Origin of the sequence: Streptococcus equinus (genome assembly GCF_900104225.1) — a bacterium.
Lineage (GTDB): Bacteria > Bacillota > Bacilli > Lactobacillales > Streptococcaceae > Streptococcus > Streptococcus equinus_D.
In genome coordinates this window covers 101,455-119,123 of sequence record NZ_FNJK01000004.1, presented here as the reverse complement: position 1 = coordinate 119,123, position 17,669 = coordinate 101,455, and the positions used below count along the sequence as shown (strand labels likewise).

18 protein-coding genes are annotated in these 17,669 nt (G+C 33.6%); 14 read left to right on the top strand and 4 right to left on the bottom strand.

Annotated features, from left to right (window positions below; all coding sequences use genetic code 11):
• Positions 1–64: 64 nt before the first annotated feature.
• The 8 genes from BLP98_RS06905 (at position 65) to BLP98_RS06870 (ending at position 3,973) form a co-directional block, all read left to right on the top strand.
• Positions 65–1,003 (top strand): class C sortase, encoded by a 939-nt coding sequence (locus BLP98_RS06905; protein WP_074482550.1) that lies wholly within the window; start codon positions 65–67, stop codon positions 1,001–1,003.
• A gap of 185 nt (positions 1,004–1,188) precedes the next feature.
• Positions 1,189–1,353 carry an ATP-dependent protease gene (locus BLP98_RS06900; protein WP_074482549.1) on the top strand — a complete coding sequence of 55 codons (165 nt, stop codon included), beginning with the start codon at positions 1,189–1,191 and terminating at the stop codon, positions 1,351–1,353.
• A 193-nt stretch (positions 1,354–1,546) separates the two neighbouring features.
• Positions 1,547–1,837 (top strand): 30S ribosomal protein S6, encoded by a 291-nt coding sequence (rpsF, locus tag BLP98_RS06895; RefSeq protein WP_074482548.1) that lies wholly within the window; start codon positions 1,547–1,549, stop codon positions 1,835–1,837.
• An 11-nt stretch (positions 1,838–1,848) separates the two neighbouring features.
• Complete coding sequence (locus tag BLP98_RS06890; protein WP_074482547.1) at positions 1,849–2,358, top strand: single-stranded DNA-binding protein; 510 nt, start codon at positions 1,849–1,851, stop codon at positions 2,356–2,358.
• Positions 2,359–2,423: 65 nt separating this feature from the next.
• Positions 2,424–2,663, top strand: a complete 240-nt coding sequence (gene rpsR, locus BLP98_RS06885) for a 30S ribosomal protein S18 (RefSeq protein ID WP_000068664.1) — start codon at positions 2,424–2,426, stop codon at positions 2,661–2,663.
• A 141-nt stretch (positions 2,664–2,804) separates the two neighbouring features.
• Positions 2,805–3,329 carry a hypothetical protein gene (locus BLP98_RS06880; RefSeq protein ID WP_074482546.1) on the top strand — a complete coding sequence of 175 codons (525 nt, stop codon included), beginning with the start codon at positions 2,805–2,807 and terminating at the stop codon, positions 3,327–3,329.
• Position 3,330: 1 nt separating this feature from the next.
• The gene (locus BLP98_RS06875; RefSeq protein WP_074482601.1) at positions 3,331–3,555 is read left to right on the top strand and encodes a helix-turn-helix domain-containing protein; all 225 of its coding nucleotides are present in this window, start codon (positions 3,331–3,333) and stop codon (positions 3,553–3,555) included.
• A complete protein-coding gene (locus BLP98_RS06870; RefSeq protein WP_074482545.1) occupies positions 3,542–3,973 on the top strand; it encodes a hypothetical protein in 432 nt (143 codons plus the stop codon). Before BLP98_RS06875 ends, BLP98_RS06870 begins: the two co-directional genes overlap by 14 nt.
• A gap of 45 nt (positions 3,974–4,018) precedes the next feature.
• Here the strand turns inward: BLP98_RS06870 and BLP98_RS06865 are convergent, their stop codons facing one another.
• Positions 4,019–4,675, bottom strand: coding sequence for a DUF1129 domain-containing protein (locus BLP98_RS06865; RefSeq protein WP_074482544.1), 657 nt, complete (start codon positions 4,673–4,675; stop codon positions 4,019–4,021).
• Between the two features lie 393 nt (positions 4,676–5,068).
• On the bottom strand, positions 5,069–6,013 hold the full coding sequence (locus tag BLP98_RS06860) for a magnesium transporter CorA family protein (RefSeq protein WP_074482543.1): 945 nt from the start codon (positions 6,011–6,013) through the stop codon (positions 5,069–5,071).
• 299 nt (positions 6,014–6,312) lie between these two features.
• Between BLP98_RS06860 and uvrA the strand changes: the two genes are divergently transcribed.
• Positions 6,313–9,138, top strand: a complete 2,826-nt coding sequence (gene uvrA / locus BLP98_RS06855; protein ID WP_074482542.1) for an excinuclease ABC subunit UvrA — start codon at positions 6,313–6,315, stop codon at positions 9,136–9,138.
• 360 nt (positions 9,139–9,498) lie between these two features.
• On the opposite strand, the gene BLP98_RS06850 is transcribed toward uvrA, so the two are convergent.
• Together BLP98_RS06850 and BLP98_RS06845 are read right to left on the bottom strand one after the other, a co-directional pair.
• A complete protein-coding gene (locus BLP98_RS06850) occupies positions 9,499–10,872 on the bottom strand; it encodes a sensor histidine kinase (protein WP_234792810.1) in 1,374 nt (457 codons plus the stop codon).
• A gap of 10 nt (positions 10,873–10,882) precedes the next feature.
• Positions 10,883–11,584 (bottom strand): response regulator transcription factor, encoded by a 702-nt coding sequence (locus BLP98_RS06845; RefSeq protein ID WP_074482541.1) that lies wholly within the window; start codon positions 11,582–11,584, stop codon positions 10,883–10,885.
• A 254-nt stretch (positions 11,585–11,838) separates the two neighbouring features.
• Between BLP98_RS06845 and BLP98_RS06840 the strand changes: the two genes are divergently transcribed.
• The 5 genes from BLP98_RS06840 (at position 11,839) to BLP98_RS06820 (ending at position 17,584) form a co-directional block, all read left to right on the top strand.
• Positions 11,839–12,759 (top strand): ABC transporter ATP-binding protein, encoded by a 921-nt coding sequence (locus tag BLP98_RS06840; protein ID WP_074482540.1) that lies wholly within the window; start codon positions 11,839–11,841, stop codon positions 12,757–12,759.
• Positions 12,756–13,511 (top strand): hypothetical protein, encoded by a 756-nt coding sequence (locus BLP98_RS06835; protein WP_074482539.1) that lies wholly within the window; start codon positions 12,756–12,758, stop codon positions 13,509–13,511. The genes BLP98_RS06840 and BLP98_RS06835 overlap by 4 nt, the downstream gene beginning before the upstream one ends.
• Complete coding sequence (locus BLP98_RS06830) at positions 13,508–14,266, top strand: ABC transporter permease (protein ID WP_074482538.1); 759 nt, start codon at positions 13,508–13,510, stop codon at positions 14,264–14,266. The genes BLP98_RS06835 and BLP98_RS06830 overlap by 4 nt, the downstream gene beginning before the upstream one ends.
• Positions 14,267–14,363: 97 nt before the next feature.
• Positions 14,364–16,142 carry an ATP-binding cassette domain-containing protein gene (locus tag BLP98_RS06825; RefSeq protein WP_074482537.1) on the top strand — a complete coding sequence of 593 codons (1,779 nt, stop codon included), beginning with the start codon at positions 14,364–14,366 and terminating at the stop codon, positions 16,140–16,142.
• Between the two features lie 185 nt (positions 16,143–16,327).
• Positions 16,328–17,584, top strand: a complete 1,257-nt coding sequence (locus BLP98_RS06820) for an MATE family efflux transporter (protein WP_074482536.1) — start codon at positions 16,328–16,330, stop codon at positions 17,582–17,584.
• Positions 17,585–17,669: the final 85 nt, after the last annotated feature.

Below are 17,669 nucleotides of genomic sequence, written 5' to 3'. Positions count from 1 at the left end.
AAAAATCTACTTTCGAAGATGATTCTTTTTGACATTAAACAACCAGCGGAAAGGAGAAAACATAGTGGTGTGGCTAAAGCAACATTGGAAATCTTTAATAATGCCTCTAGTCTTTCTCATTGGGCTGTGTTTAGTGACTTATCCCTCTTTGAGTGATTATTGGAATTCTTATCACCAGACAAAAGGTATCATGTCTTATGCAAAAAGCGTTTCAAAAATGTCTGATAAAGAGTATAATGAGATTCTAAGTCGGGCAGAAGATTATAATAAGCGTTTAACCAGCATGAATTGGGACATGACGGATGCGCAAAAAAAAGACTATGAATCACAATTGAACTTCAACCATGATGGTTCGATGGGATACATCAGCATTCCTAAGATTAATATCAAATTGGGAATTTATCACGGAACGGATGATAAGGTTTTGCAGACATCTATTGGACATCTGGCAGGGACATCTCTTCCAGTAGGTGGAAAAGGGACTCATTGTGTTTTATCTGGACACCGTGGTTTGCCATCGGCAAAATTATTTTCTGATTTGGATAAATTGCGTGAAGGAGATACCTTTACAATTCATGTCTTGAATGAAACATTAACTTATGAAGTTGATCAGATTCGGGTCGTTGAGCCAACGGATTTTACTGATTTGACCATTGATCCTAATCAAGATTACTTGACACTTGTAACGTGTACGCCTTACGGTGTCAATACACAGCGTTTACTTGTTCGAGGACATCGTATCCCTAATGCCAATGGTGGAGCCAAAGTAATTTCAGATGCTTTGCAGTTGAATGCTTTGTACATTGCACCGTTTATTGCTGTGCCGATTTGTTTCCTTATAGTAGCCTATATCTTCTATGTAACAAGTCGTCATTACCTCAAAACACATGGAGATAAAGTTGGACAATACTTGGAAGAAAAAAGAATTGAACGTCTTAAGATGGATTCAAATAATTACCAAAGTATCATTAAGCAATTAAAAAAATATTTTAAAGACAATTAAAATAAAAAAGGGTGAGATTGATTTCTCACCTTTTTTCTCGGTATTTGTGTTACGCTTTCATAAAATTTGTGTTAAGTAAAGTTAGAGGATATATTAAAACTTAAAGACAAAACTTAATTTTATGAATTGTTCAACAATTTGTGCTATAATTAACCTTATACTAGCTAAAAAGCGAGGTAAAGGATATGTGGGTTGTTAGAAAGATGTATTGGCGCAGTGGACAACAATATGTTCAAGCACAAAAGATTTTTGAAAGTCGTGAAGAAGCTAATGCCTTTAGAAAAGGATTAGATTTTGCGACAGAACTTTATGAAACGAATCTAGTGGTTTCTAATAAAGGTGATTTCTAAAAGAGAAGAGCAGAGTTAAGAGCTGCTTTTTTCTGTTTAAGGCACGCTGTTTAGAGTAGAATGAAATCATTCTGTAACACACAAATCTCTTGCACATTAAAACAAGGTATAGTATAATAGTTTATTGTGAGTACGCCTCACTTACTCGTGATAATGTTCACGGGTCATTAGACCAAAAGGAGGAAAAATATCAATGGCTAAATACGAAATTCTTTACATTATTCGTCCAAACATTGAAGAAGAAGCTAAAAACGCTTTGGTAGCACGCTTTGACTCTATCTTGACTGACAACGGTGCAACTGTTGTTGAATCAAAAGACTGGGAAAAACGTCGTCTTGCATACGAAATCCAAGATTTCCGCGAAGGACTTTACCACGTTGTTAACGTTGAAGCAGAAGATGCAGTAGCTCTTAACGAGTTTGACCGTCTTTCAAAAATCAACGGTGACATTCTTCGTCACATGATCGTTAAACTTGACGCGTAAGAAGGTATTTTATGATTAATAATGTAGTACTTGTCGGTCGCATGACCCGCGATGCAGAACTTCGTTACACACCATCTAATCAAGCAGTTGCTACTTTTACACTTGCTGTAAACCGCAACTTCAAGAATCAAAATGGTGAACGTGAAGCTGATTTCATTAACTGTGTGATTTGGCGTCAGCAAGCTGAAAACTTGGCTAACTGGGCTAAAAAAGGCACATTGGTTGGTATCACAGGTCGTATTCAGACTCGTAATTATGAAAACCAACAAGGTCAACGTGTTTATGTAACAGAAGTGATTGCAGATAATTTCCAAATCTTGGAAAGTCGTGCTACACGTGAAGGTCAATCAAATGGCTCATTCAACGGTGGATTTAATAACAATTCATCATTTGGTGGAGCTTCAAACGGTGGTTTCTCATCACAACCTTCACAGCAACAAACACCTAACTTCGGTCGTGACGAAAGCCCATTTGGTAATTCTAACCCAATGGACATTTCAGATGACGATCTTCCATTCTAATGGATATGGACACATCAGGTTTGTCTAAAAACTTGAAACAACGATAATATAAAGGAGAATAAAACATGGCTCAACAACGTCGTGGCGGATTCAAACGCCGTAAAAAAGTTGATTACATCGCAGCTAACAAAATTGAATATGTTGATTACAAAGATACTGAGCTTCTTAGCCGTTTCGTTTCAGAACGTGGTAAAATTCTTCCACGTCGCGTAACTGGAACTTCAGCTAAAAACCAACGTAAAGTAACAACAGCTATCAAACGCGCTCGCGTTATGGCTCTTATGCCATTCGTAAACGAAGACTAATTCGTTGCGATGAACAGAAAAAACGACTTCGAAAGAGGTCGTTTTTTTGTTGCTAAAATTTTGAACTTTACAAGTGGTAATTATTGTTTTATAATAATTTTTAAAAGGAGATTATTGTAAAACAATAATTTAAGGTGAGGTATGAAAGATATTATTTTAAAGGTTGGGAGAGAAGTAGTTAAGATTGTACGTTATTTGTCAATCGCAGGTATCTTTGTGATGCTACTTGGGATTTTTGGAGTCTTTTTTGCTGGACAAAATCATGACGGTCATTTTACTTTAGACTACGGTTATCGAAGTGTCCAGGTTTCTGTCTGGTTTCCGATTCTTGTTTTGATAATGACAATAATTCTTTTCTATCTTCTTTTTTGGATAATGCTTTCTTTGGATAAGTTGTTGACAAATTTTCAAAAAGAAGCATATTTTTGCTCTGAGAATATCGATTTTCTTTCTAAAGTCTTGCTTTATCAAGTGTTGTTCACAGGTGTTCAATTACTTATTAACATGTCGTTTAAATATTTTCAAATGGAAAATGTTAGCAGTATTTTTGACTTGTCATTTAAGGACTATCTTGTGAATATCTTGTTGATTATTATTAATGATGTTGCTATTGTTGTATTGAAGCGTGGTTATCAGTTACAAAAAGACCATGATGAAATTATTTGATATGGAAGAAATAAAAGTAAATTTAGATAGACTTCTGAAGTCAAGAAATGTAAAGTCTAAAGAATTAGCTGAAAAAATTGGAATTACGGAAGCTAATTTATCGATTTTAAAAACTGGCAAAGCAAAAGGAATTAGGTTTAATACTCTAATGAGTATTTGTAGGGAATTAGATTGCCAGCCGGGAGATATTTTAGAGTATAGGAGAGATTGTGATGAAAGTGATTAAAGTTTTGGGAGTGCTGTTTTTGTGTGGTATGTTGTCAGGTTGTGGTATTATCTCAGATGTTGCTTATGATACTACAGACGCTGTTCAAACAGCAGTGAAAAAAGAAGAAAAGCAGCTGAATTTAAAAGATGTCCTTACGGTGAGTGTTAATGAGAAACGAGAATTGCCTGAGCATTTTACAGGAACAGTGTATCTTATGTTTACAAAAGATGATTTGAAAAAAGGACAGAAGACTAATTTTTATTTAAATGATAATCAATTAGAAGATGTCCAAGAAGAAAGTCAAGATGATTTTAATATTCGATACCATCATAAAACTTATTTTTCAGCTAAGAAATTAAAAGTGAATGATCTTGATAATATCAAAGTTGTGTCAAATTGGCCAGATGATATTGTTTTGAGTTTACGTTCTAAATGACAAAAACCTCACTAAACATAGTGTTTAGTGAGGTTTTTGTTACATTTATTGTTGTGGTGTCATTGCATTAAGGATATTAAATTTCTTTTGAAGGAAGTAACGTCCGACAAGTGATGCAAGACCGATGATAAGCATTACGATAGGTGGCAATTGTGGGTTAAGAACTGCTGGTAGGAAGGCAGTAGCTGTGTATAGGAGAATCCATCCGAGCATAGCTAAACCAAGTACCAAGATAGTTTTACCAAGTCCTGGACGTTCGCTCTTAGGTTTACCAGCGTGGCGGTAGATGAAGTGGTAAGTTGCGTACATAGCAGCACCACCACCAAAACCAAGGGCAAGCAATGAGAAGAGTCCAGAGCTTGTTGTTGCTGAATTGAAGAATCCCATAAGAGCGTTAAGAAGGGCAACAACACCGACGAATAGAAGTGAAGTATCTAACCACATTAACCATGGGTTATCATTTTTCTTTTCTTGTTTTGCTTTGGTATCAGAAGCTTTTTCAGTGAAAGAAGCAGCCCAAACTGTTGGTGCACCAAGAAGGGCACGAGCAGTCAATCCTTTTTTTTGATTTTCGATGATTGTAGGCAAAACTTCTTCCAAAATTGCTTTGATTTCTTCATCTGATTTGCCATCTTCAATCAATTGATTAGTAGCAATATGAACGAATTCCTGATTTTTTTTAGTAAGGTTAGATAAATCCATAATATATTCTCCTATATGTAAGGTCTTATAAGATAAAGCCAGTTATTAGTTAGAGAAAACAAAATCACTTGCTTTTTCTAACTAGTAAGTGCCTTTAGAAAGTAAATACTATGCAAATTAATAAGTTTAGCCGTAATAGTGATTGAAAAGTTACGACGAGAGAAAAGTGATTCGATACTAATCACTTTTCGAACTAGTAAAAGAGTTAGGAAAGTCCTGTGAGATTTACTAGTTATTGTACTTTCAATATTGAAAAATGTTACGAAATGTTACGACATGAGAGATTTGATTCGATAATAATCAAATCTCGAATTAGTAAGATGCCTAGGAAGAATCCTGATAGATTCTTCCGTATTTCTGTTAGCGACTTTAGTCGCAACAGAAATTGGCAGGTTAAAACCATTTCTTTCTGAAAAAGTAGAATACTACTGATAAGCTCATGGCGGCTGCGATAAAGACAATGTACCAAAAGGCATGTGGTAGACCGTTTAGTGGCAACCAGTTGTTTTGGAAGTTCATCCCATAGGCTGAAAAGATAACTGTTGGGATATCAAGTGCCATTGTCATTAAAGCTAGTGTTTTCATGATGGTATTCTGGTTGTTGTTGATGATTGAAGCAGTTGTTTCAGTCATGGCATTCAAGACATTTTCATAAATGCCAGCCATTTCGATGGCCTGTTGCGTTTCAATCAGTGTATCTTCAAGTAAATCTTCATCTTCGATATATTTTTTCAAAGAGCTGGTACTACTCGAAAGTTTTTTAACGATACGCTCGTTGAATTTCAATGAGGCTTTCAAGTAGACGATAGATTTTTCCAACTCCATCATGTCGATTAATTGCTCATTACGTGTAGCATTTTCCAATTCAGCTTCGATTCGGTCGCTTTGACGGTCGATAGAACGAAGGGCTGTTAGGAATAACTCAGCATTGCGATAAAGCAATTGGAAAACAAAGCGTGTCTTCATAAATGTGTAGAAGTTTTTGACACGACGATTGAAAAAGTTATCAAATAATGTTAGTTCTTGTAAACACGTTGTGATAACAGCATTGTCAGTGACAATGATACCGAGCGGAATGGTTACATAATAGCTTTTATTATTACGTTCTTCGTAGGTTGGAACGTCCACGATAATCAATGTATAATCATCTTCAACAGAGATACGTGATGTTTCTTCAAGGTCGAGTGGCGCACGAAGGTCTGTAATATCAATATTAAATTGTTCGGATAGTTGAACAGATTCTTCCTGGGAGGGGTTGACCAAATTAATCCAAGCTCCTGGCTCGAATGTATTGATTTCTTTAAACTCTAACGCTGTTGATAGAAACATTTGTTCCATAAAAACAACCCCTCCTTTTACGATGAGATACAAGAACTTTTAAACTGTAGTAAGTTAGGCCCACCAGCGATAGTGCCATGTCAAGCTCTTGTTCAATTTTTTTATTTGTAAAATTGAAACCACCAATGATTCGGTGAATAAAATTCTACATACTAGTCTATTATACTACAATTAGCAGTTTTTGGGGACAGAGAAAAGTAGAAAATTTGTTATAATGAAGTTAAGAACATTGTATTCGTTAAGAAAGGAATAGAATTTAAGAGCATATCAGAAAGCTTCTTAGGTTCATTTGATAAATTATGCAAGATAAATTAATTATTCGAGGGGCTAGGGCCCATAATTTAAAGAATGTCAATGTTGAAATTCCGCGTGACAAATTGGTGGTTGTGACTGGTTTGTCAGGATCAGGAAAATCTAGTTTGGCATTTGATACGATTTATGCTGAAGGGCAACGTCGCTATGTGGAAAGTCTTTCAGCGTATGCACGTATGTTTCTTGGAAATATGGAAAAACCAGATGTTGATTCGATTGAAGGTCTCAGCCCTGCCATTTCCATTGACCAAAAAACGACGAGTAAAAACCCCCGTTCAACAGTAGGGACAACGACAGAAATCAATGATTATCTGCGTCTTTTGTATGCGCGTGTGGGAACACCATACTGTATCAACGGGCATGGTCCAATCACGGCATCATCTGTTGAACAGATTGTTGATAAGGTATTGGAATTGCCTGAGCGCACAAGAATGCAAATATTAGCGCCTGTTGTGCGTCGCAAAAAAGGTCAACACAAGACGATTTTTGATCGCATTCAAAAAGATGGTTATGTACGTGTACGCGTGGATGGTGACATTTTTGATATTTCAGAAGTTCCTGAGTTGTCTAAGAGTAAAATGCACAACATCGAGATTGTTGTGGACCGTTTGATTAATAAAGAGGGCATTCGTTCACGTCTTTTTGATTCTGTAGAAGCTGCGCTTCGTTTGGCTGATGGCTATGTTATCATCGACACGATGGATGGAAATGAATTGCTTTTCTCAGAACATTATTCATGTCCGGTTTGTGGATTTACCGTTCCTGAATTGGAACCACGCTTGTTCTCGTTTAATGCGCCGTTTGGCTCATGTCCAACTTGTGATGGTTTGGGAAATAAACTGGAAGTCGACTTGGATTTGGTGATTCCTGACCGCAGTAAAACGCTTCGTGAGGGAGCTTTAGCACCGTGGAATCCTATTTCATCAAATTATTATCCAGCTATGCTTGAGCAAGCTATGGAGGCTTTTGGTGTTGATATGGATACGCCTTTTGATGATTTGACAGAAGAAGAGCAAAATCTTGTGCTTTACGGTTCAGGTGAGCGTGAATTCCATTTCCACTATGTCAATGATTTCGGTGGTGAGCGCAACATTGACCTACCATTTGAAGGTGTTGTCAACAATATCAATCGTCGTTACCACGAGACAAACAGCGACTTCACTCGTAACGTCATGCGCGGTTACATGAACGAATTGCCATGTCCAACTTGTCATGGTTATCGTTTGAATAATCAAGCACTCTGCGTTCGTGTTGGTGGTGAAAATGGTTTGAATATTGGTCAGGTGTCTGATTTGTCAGTTGCTGACCATTTGGAACTCTTGAATCATTTGGAGCTTTCTGAGAATGAAAAAACTATCGCTACACCGATTGTTAAGGAAATCAAAGACCGTTTGACTTTCCTTAACAATGTTGGCTTGAATTACTTGACCTTATCACGTTCTGCGGGGACTTTGTCAGGTGGTGAAAGTCAACGTATTCGTTTGGCAACACAAATTGGTTCAAACTTGTCGGGCGTACTTTATATCCTTGATGAACCGTCAATTGGGCTTCATCAACGCGACAATGACCGTTTGATTGATAGTTTGAAGAAAATGCGTGATCTCGGAAATACCTTAATTGTCGTTGAACACGACGAAGACACTATGCGTCAAGCTGATTGGTTGATTGATGTCGGACCAGGTGCGGGTGAATTTGGTGGGCAAATCGTCGCTTCAGGAACGCCAGAAGAAGTTGCTAAGAACAAGAAATCAATCACAGGGCAATATTTGTCAGGTGCAAAAGAAATTCCTGTGCCACTAGAACGTCGTAAAGGTAATGGACGTTTCCTACGTGTTCTTGGTGCTTGCGAAAACAACTTGCAAAATATTGACGTGACTTTCCCACTTGGAAAATTCATCGCGGTGACTGGAGTATCTGGTTCAGGTAAATCAACCTTGGTTAACAGTATTTTGAAAAAAGCTGTTGCTCAAAAATTAAATCGTAATTCTGATAAGCCAGGTAAACACAAAGCACTTGAAGGTGTGGAAAACATTGAACGCTTGATTGACATTGACCAAAGCCCAATCGGTCGTACACCGCGTTCAAATCCTGCTACTTATACAGGTGTTTTTGATGATATCCGTGAATTATTTGCCAAGACCAATGAAGCTAAAATTCGTGGTTACAAGAAAGGGCGCTTCTCATTTAACGTCAAAGGTGGACGTTGTGAGGCTTGCTCTGGTGATGGAATTATCAAGATTGAAATGCACTTCTTGCCAGATGTGTATGTACCTTGTGAAGTTTGTCATGGCACACGTTATAACAGTGAAACGCTTGAAGTTCATTACAAAGATAAAAATATCGCTGAAATTCTCGATATGACAGTTAATGATGCGGTTGAATTCTTTGCACCAATCCCTAAAATCGCACGCAAATTGCAAACTATCAAAGACGTTGGACTTGGTTATGTCACACTTGGACAACCAGCAACAACCCTTTCTGGTGGTGAAGCACAGCGTATGAAATTGGCTAGTGAACTTCACAAACGCTCAACTGGTAAGAGCCTTTATATCCTTGATGAACCAACGACAGGTCTTCATACAGATGATATTGCTCGTCTGCTTAAAGTCCTTCAACGTTTTGTGGATGACGGTAATACTGTGCTTGTCATTGAACACAACCTTGATGTGATTAAGACGGCTGACCACATTATCGACCTTGGACCAGAAGGTGGTGTCGGCGGTGGACAAATCATCGCTACAGGCACACCAGAAGAAGTCGCCAAAGTCAAAGAATCCTTCACAGGACAATATTTGAAAGATAAATTGAAGTAAAAATCACAATTAGTAAGCTTTTTGAAAATTATGGAATTATAAGTGGACAAATCGTAAGCGAGGAGATGGAAATTATGGCATTATATTTAGGAATTTTTACTGTTTTTGTTGCAAGTCTTGCAATTTATTTATCGGATAAAAAGAAAAAATAACCCCCAAAAATAGCTTTAGATTTCATCAAGGTAATTTGGAAGAGTACGAAAGGTATTCTTCCATTTTTGTTAACTGCTCAAAGCAGTCAATAATTTTCAAAGAGCTACGGAAAAACAAAGATAAACTAAAAATAGAGAATCACATAAAATGTGAATCTCTATTTTTAGCCATAAAATTTTTTTATCTTAGGATTTTGTATTATAAAAATTAATCAAGAGATGCATTTTTACATATTGGTAGGGTTATGTCAGCTTTAAAGAATCTATTCTCTTCACTTTCGAAGTTTATATAGCCATCATGTAATTCGACTATTTGTTTTGAAATTTTTAAACCAATTCCGTGTCTATATGCTCCACTGATGTTAAAGGTAGTTTCAGCTTTAAAGTGCTTTAAGTCTTTTAGTCTTTCATTAGAAATTCCAACGCCGTTATCTTTAAAGCTGATTTTGACATTGTTACCATCTTTGTAAAGGTTTATCTCGATTTTACATCCATTGGGATTGTGTAAAATTGTATTGTAAATGATATTATGAACAACTCTTGACATTAAATTTTCTTCTATCATGAAAGTTTTATTATTAAGAGAAGAGTCCGCCTCAAATTGAAAATCAAAGTTTTCTCCTAATTTTTGGTTAAGGATTTGAATAATTATTTTTCTGAAAAACGGAACAATATATGTAGCGGTAGTTTTTAATTCAAAATTTCCGTTAACTAATCGTTCGTAAATATTTAGATCATTCAATACATTTTGAATATAGTATGCCTCTACCATGATAGAATTCAATCTTTTGTTGAGTTTAGAGTAATCAGCGTCTTTTTTTGCTAAATCTGTGTTAGAAATAATAACTGAAAGTGGGGTTTTTATGTCGTGAGCAATGCCAGAAATCCATTCTTCTTTGAAAGATTCAGTTTCTTTCAGTTTTTTATCAGCGGAATTAATAGCCTGAGTTATTTTTTCTAATTCATCTTGGTTAGGGACTTTTTTTTCTAACCCATTAGGAAGATTTTCAATTGCAGTAATAAGAGGACTTAATCTCGATTTGATGAAGTTAGTACTGATAGTATAAAGAATAATAAAGTATAAGAAATTAAATGTTAATAGGCCTATACCTAGTATAAGGTAAACACGAAAATCATCTCTTTCGAAATAATTTGAAGGGATTCTTATGACAGAATTTTTTGGAAAACCAATAACAGCAATATTATTTTCCGTGATATTAGTGAATACAGGATAATTTTTAAGATAGTATCTGCTAAATTTTATTCCGTCAGCAAGGTTGTATGAGGTGGGAATACTATGTGGTTTTTTATATTGAAATGTAACATTGCCAGTATTCGAGTCGATTATAATAAGCCATAAATGATTGTTTTTAACTATCTCTTTTCCTTTTTGAGTTAATGTTTGTCTTTCTGAAGAGAAAGTTATCTCACTTGCAACTTGGCTGGTGAGGCTTTCACTACTCTGGTGTTTAAATTGAACTGAGGTTACAACAATAATAAAAATAAAATCAATAAAAAGTAGTAGCAAGAAAGAAACAATAAATCGACGAATGAGATGATAAATTTTTTTTAAACTTTGCACTGCCTTAACCTCAAATTATTAACTTATATCCAAGTCCTTTAATAGTAATTAAATGAGTAGGTTTTGAAGGGTTATTTTCAATTTTTTCTCGGATATTTCGAATATGAACCATTAATGATTTTTCGCGTTCAAAGTAATCATATCCCCAAACAGCTTCGCATAAAGATTCAATCGAAACAATATAATTTTTATTGTCAAATAATTTTTGGAGTATTTGTAATTCTATTCGTGTAAAACTGAAGTGTTCATCATTATCTTTTATGAGAATTGCTTGAGATAAATCTATTTTGCAGTTATCTAGATAGAAACAACTTGGATTTTCTTTGTAGGTTCGTCTTAAAAGAGCCATAATTCTATAAATTAAGCTTTCAGGAAGAAATGGTTTTGTTATATAATCGTCTCCACCAGATTTTAAACCACGTATTTCATCTTCAAGATTGCTTTTTGCAGTTAAAAATAAGATAGGAATGTCAGAAGTTTTTCTTATATTAGTTGCGAATGAAAAACCATCACCATCTGGTAACATGACATCTAGTAAAATGAGGTCGACAGTTTGTATTTTTAGTTTGTTATATGCTTCTTGTATACTGAATGCACTAGAAATATTTTTAAAGTGATATGAAATTAGTATCTCTTTAATTGATTCATTTAAAGTAGAATCATCGTCAACAACTAAAATCCTTTTATTCAGAATTTGATCTTCAAAAGTCAAATTAATCACCTCGCTAACAATTCACGTAATAATAAAAAACTATCAAATTTTATGTCTAATTTTATATGAGTATAGCACAACGAATATGTGCTTATCAAGTTTTTAGAAAGATGAGAGTTTCTTTATGTTAACTTTAACATCTTTTTTTATACTAAGTAGAGCGAGTGAATTTCACATCGTGTATTAATTATAGAAAACAGAATTAATTACTATCTATTTTTTATATTTACTAAAAAATAATTAGGAGAAAAATAATGAAACCAGTGATTCAATTGACAAATTTAAAGAAAACTTATGGTGATATAACGACAGTTAATTTAGAAAAATTGACTGTTTATGAAGGAGAAATATATGGCTTTTTAGGACCAAATGGTGCTGGAAAAAGTACTACTATGAAGATGATTTTATCTTTGCTTACACCTACAGCTGGAGAAATAAAAATTGAAGGTAAAAGTATTATTGATGATAAAGAATACTTAACCAATATAGGATCGATGATTGAAGAACCTTCTTACTATCCTAATTTAACAGCTTATGAAAACTTATCTGTTCTTCAAAAAATGTTGAATTTCGATGAAAAAAATATTCAATCAACGCTAAAACTAGTTGGACTTTTAGACGAGAAAAATAAAAGAAAATTGGTTAAAGACTTTTCGTTGGGGATGAAACAGCGTCTCGCACTGGCGTTTGCATTGGTAAAACATCCCAAAATTTTACTTCTTGATGAACCGACGAATGGTTTAGATCCTGCTGGAATACATGAGATTCGTGAGTTAATTATAAATCTTGCAAAGAAAACAGGTTTAACTATTTTTATTTCAAGTCATATTTTATCCGAAATTGAACAAATTGCTGACCGTGTTGGAATTATCAATAGTGGAAAGCTAGTCTATGAGGGGAAAATAGAAGAAATAAAATCAAATAGATGGATTGAAATCTGTGGAGATTTCAGCAAAGATAGTAAGATTATTGAAGTTTTAAAACAATCAGAGGTAGAGGTAATATCTCTTGTAGGTAATAAATTAAAAATAAAAGATATTACAGATTTAATGATTGGTAAACTTGTAAAATTATTGGTTGATTCAGGCTACTCCATTAACCATGTCTCAAGAGAGAAAGAGTCTCTGGAAGATATTTTCTTGTCTATGACAAAGGGTAAAGGAGAAGTGTTATGATTCAAATATTGAAATTAGAATTGCTAAAGGTAAGACGTACCAAGTCTTTCATTTTTGGTTTATTGATTACTGCAGCTGGTGCTTTTTGGGAAATAAGTGCCAAATATTCTCAAGCGGTAAATCCAGAATTACATCAGATTAGTACTCTTTTTAATAATCAAACAGTTGACGTAATTGTGGCTCCTATAGCCGTAACAGTATTTGTTTTGCGTATTGTACATGGAGAACAGGTTGGAAGAACGTTTAAATTACAGCAATCTAATGGTCAAACTTATTTATCTATTTTTAAAAATAAATTATTGTTAAGTATAGTATTTTTCGCAATATTATCCCTTTTGGAAATTTTTCTTATTTCTATATTTGCAATTTGTGTTGGTTTAACTCCCTCGTTATCACTGTTATGTGTGAAATTTTTGGGATTAGTTTTGACAGATTTTTGTCTGATTTGTTTGTATTTGACGTTAGTGTTAGTAACTGAAAAACAAGGTTTAGTGCTAGGACTTGGTTTCTTAGGAGCGTTCTTTGGTCTTATTTTAATGCAAGTGGCTACGAAAATCTGGAGTTTTATCTTTCCGTGGTTAGGTTCTGCTTATCTTTCTCCATATCAATTTTATGTTGGTAATGATAATGTTTATGAATATGTTAGGACACCAGATTTAATGCTTAGATTCCTTTTATATACAATTTTTGCATTTATTGTTTATCGTATATCGATGAATATTATTAATAAAAACGGAGGAGCTATGAGATGAAGGGGTATATTTTAGCTGAATGGAAAAAGACTAAAAAGGTTCAATTACTAGCTATAGGGATATTATTTTGGATATTGACAAGTTTTATTGCTTTATTTACTTATTATTATTATCATTCAGATTTAACGATTAGAACAGAATCTAGAGTTTTGTGGGGGCAATTGACATTGTATAATAGCAGCCTGCTTTATCCTCCGTTATTAGCAATTTATGTTGGTTTGTTATGGAGACCTGAATTTGAAAATAATACACTAGATATGTTGCGTTCAAACCAAGTTTCACTTTCTAAATTAACAATCGCTAAAATTATTAGTATTGTAAGAATTATTTTACCAATTCAATTATTATTTGTGATTTTATATATTGTGGTTGCTCAAAAAGATCAGATTTTATTAATGTCAGATGTTTTGTTGCGATTAAAATGGGTTATTTTATCTGTAATTGGTTCGGTCTCAATAATATGTATTCAGACATATTTTTCTGCTAAAACTAGAAACCTAAGTAAATCCGTTACTCTTGCTGCTATAGGTGGATTTGGTACCTTTGCTTTGATGTTCTATAGTGATGGGATTAATAAGTTTTATCCGTACGCTCAACCAATGCTTGCTTTACGAAGTAAGGAAATGAATAATTTATCTTCAAATGATTTTAGTTGTTTTGAATTAATTTTATTTTTATTAGTAAATATCGGATTTTCTCTTCTTTTTTATTGGTTATCTTGCAGTGAGTTATGTAAAAATAAGGATAAGAAATAATTTTTTACTGAATAATTAGTCATTTCTTTATCTTATCTTTAACTTAGAAGTATAAAATGATGAGCGTAGAAGATAAATACATCATTGATAAAGCTTTTTGATTATATTTAAGAAAATAGTAGATCCAGCGTTAGGTAGGATTTCATATACATTTCAAGAAGTAAGGCAACATTTTTCAAATGTAGTTATTTTAGTACTTCCTACAGAAAACTTTGAAAAGAGAAGAGTTAATGACCTTTTTTTAAAGTACTTGAAAAAGACGATAAATGCTAAGATAATCGTAACATTTCTCGTTTCTCTTATTTTAGTACAGTCTAGTGTATTATTATTCTCAATAATAATACGAAATATAATGAGCTATAAGTGGAGGTTTGCGTTTAGTATTTTTTTATTAGTTGTCATTATCTGTTTTCAAATTTTAGGATATTTAATAAAAAATATGACTTTGTTGAAATATAATAAAGAGTTTGATAATCACTATTCAAATTATTTATTTGAAAAATTATTAAATAAACCATTGTTATATTATCGGAATCATACGAATGGAAGTATTTCAGAAAAAATAAATTTTAAAACCACATTAAGAGATAGCATCTCACAAAAGTTAATACCTTCAATAATCAGTATCTTTTCAGGGGTTATTATCTTTACATATTTAATGACAGTTTCTAAATATTTAACATTAATACTATTTTTTATGATATTAATGTATGGATTCTTTTCAGCAGTCTTGTGTAAAAAACAAATTGAAGTTAATCAATCTTATGTTCAATCTCTTATTGATTTTAATTCAGAACTTCAAGGAGATTTAGATATAGTTGATTATATTAAATTGACGAGACAAGAAAAGGTAGTGCAAAGTCACTTAGAAAGGTATAATTCAAATTTAACAAGACAATATTCAAAGGTTTTGAAAGTTGATAATAAAGTTCAATTAGTTGGAACTATTTTCAATTTTGTAAGCCTATCTATGGTGGTTATATTTGCAATATATTACAATCATTTTTTCAATATTTCTTTTGCAGATCTTGTTTTGTATCAAACTAGTATTTCAATTCTTATTGCGTCAATTGAACAAATTAAAAATAGTTTATTTGAAATGTCGCGACTTAAGGTATATGCTGAAAAACAAGGAGATTTACTTAAATCTGTTCCTAAGATAAAAGTAAGTGAAAAGAATAATTCAGAATATTTGATTGAGGCAAAGCAACTTAATTTTTCGTATGATTTTAATAACCTTTATCAACCAATTAATTTGACAATTAAGCGTGGTGAAAAGGTAGCAATTGTTGGAAAGTCTGGAAGCGGAAAATCAACACTTATTTTATTACTTGCGGGAATGTTAAGATATTCTGGAGAACTTTATTACGGTGATAGTAATTTAACTAACAAATTAGGTGTCGTTTTGCAAAATATGCCTTTAAAAAAGGGAAGTATTTTAGATAATTTAGAATATGACGGGGAGAATTATGACTATTTAAAACAGGTTTTAAAGGATACTTCGGCAGAGTCAGTAATTGATAAACTTCCTAATAAATTACATTCAAAATTACTAAAACAAGGTAAAAATTTATCAGGTGGTCAAGTACAAAAAATATTGATTGCGCGATCGTTACTAAAAGGAAAGTCATTGATTATATGGGATGAGGCTTTTAGTAACTTGGATGAAGTAAGTAAAAATAAAATTTATACAAATATTCTTCAAAGTGAAAAATACAGTGATAAGACAATGCTTATTGTTAGTCATCATCTAGATATAGTTCATTATGTAGATAAAGTTATTTTTGTCAATAATGAGACGGGAGAGGTAATAAAATCTACACACGAAGAATTGTTAGAAAAATCACAACCCTATAGAGAATTTATTCTTAATTAAGAATATATATTTAAGTTTCATTTCTACCCTGAAGTTAGCACTTTCGGGGTGTTTTTTGTAATAAAGTTGATGTTGGGTAGAATAGGATAATCTTAGAGCACCATAATATTAGTTCACTTTGTGCTATAATGGTGCTAAATATAGGGACAGTATGCGGTTTGCTATCGAGATTTATTGGAGGAGTTATGGCTTATTCAAAAGAGGTTAATCGTTATGTTTTTCCGTTGATTGCGACTAATATTGCGCAGCTTTTGATTAATCAACTGTCGCTGCATTTTGCGGTTAATGACTCAAGTGTGGCACTTTCTGGAATATCGGTGATTCAAAATTTCTTGTTTGCCTTTGGTGGGATTTTAGGCGCCTTTAGTCTATCCTTTAATATCAAAGGGGCGCGTGCTTTTGCGGAAAATGACAAGAGCCGATTTAAAGATTTGTTGAAATCATCATTACTTTTGGATATGCTAATTGGTCTTTTATTTATGGTCTTGTGCCTAGTTTTTGGAAAGGTTTTTCTCCAACTATTCTATGGTTTCACAGGTGATTTGCTCGACTTATCAGCGGTTTATCTGGTGATCATGTCACCGTATATTCTTCTGACCTTGTTAACATTTTTGTTGACAAATGTTTTAAAAGTTGAAAAGAAAACCAAGCCGATTTTTTGGATTGGGCTTGTTAGCTCGCTGCTTGATGTGGTGATGAATTACTATTTGGTTCCAATTTTTGGAGTGAAGGGCGCAGCGATTTCTGCTATAACGTCATTGCTTTTAGTGGTTTTAGCTTATTTTAGCTTGGTTTCTGGTGTGATTTTTGAAGCTTTGAAATCTCAATCAACTTGTAAAAAAGAGTTAATTCTTTTTGGGATTCCTTTGACTATTCAAGAAATTTTAGAAAGCGTCCTTTTTATCATGGTATTTGATGCTTTGATGGGACGACAAGGCTTGAAAATCCTCTCTATCTATGCGGTGATTAGTCAGTTGTTTTCAATAGTTCGTTTGCCAGCTTTTATGTATGCAGGAGCAGTTTCTGTCTTTTTGCCGCAGGCTAGTCAAAAGCAGGGGACTAAGTTACTTATGCGTGTGATTTACTGTAATAGCTATCTGGTAAGTATAATTTTTGCGGTGCTTGTGACACTTTGTGCCAATATCTTTGCTAGTTTCTTATCAAGTCAAATCAATACTAATATTATCCCGATGACTGCCTTCACTATGCTTGTCATGATTGCAACGCCACTTTATGAAAGTTCAAAAATGCTTTTACAAAGCAGTAATACTGAAAAATGGGTGGTCAGTATGACGACTGTGGTTAATATTGTAAGCATAGCTGTTTTACTAATCAGTCAAATTCTGGGTCTCCAAAGCTACCAATCGCTTTATTTTATTTACGGCTTAAGCCTTGTTATTCTAAGTGTTTTATTTATCAAGAAAGCAAATTCAATAACTTAAAAGAACCTGATGGTTCTTTTTTTACGATAAAATTGATTTACCAGCTAAGTATTTTGTGAAAAAACGTGAAAAAGGCGATTGTTTC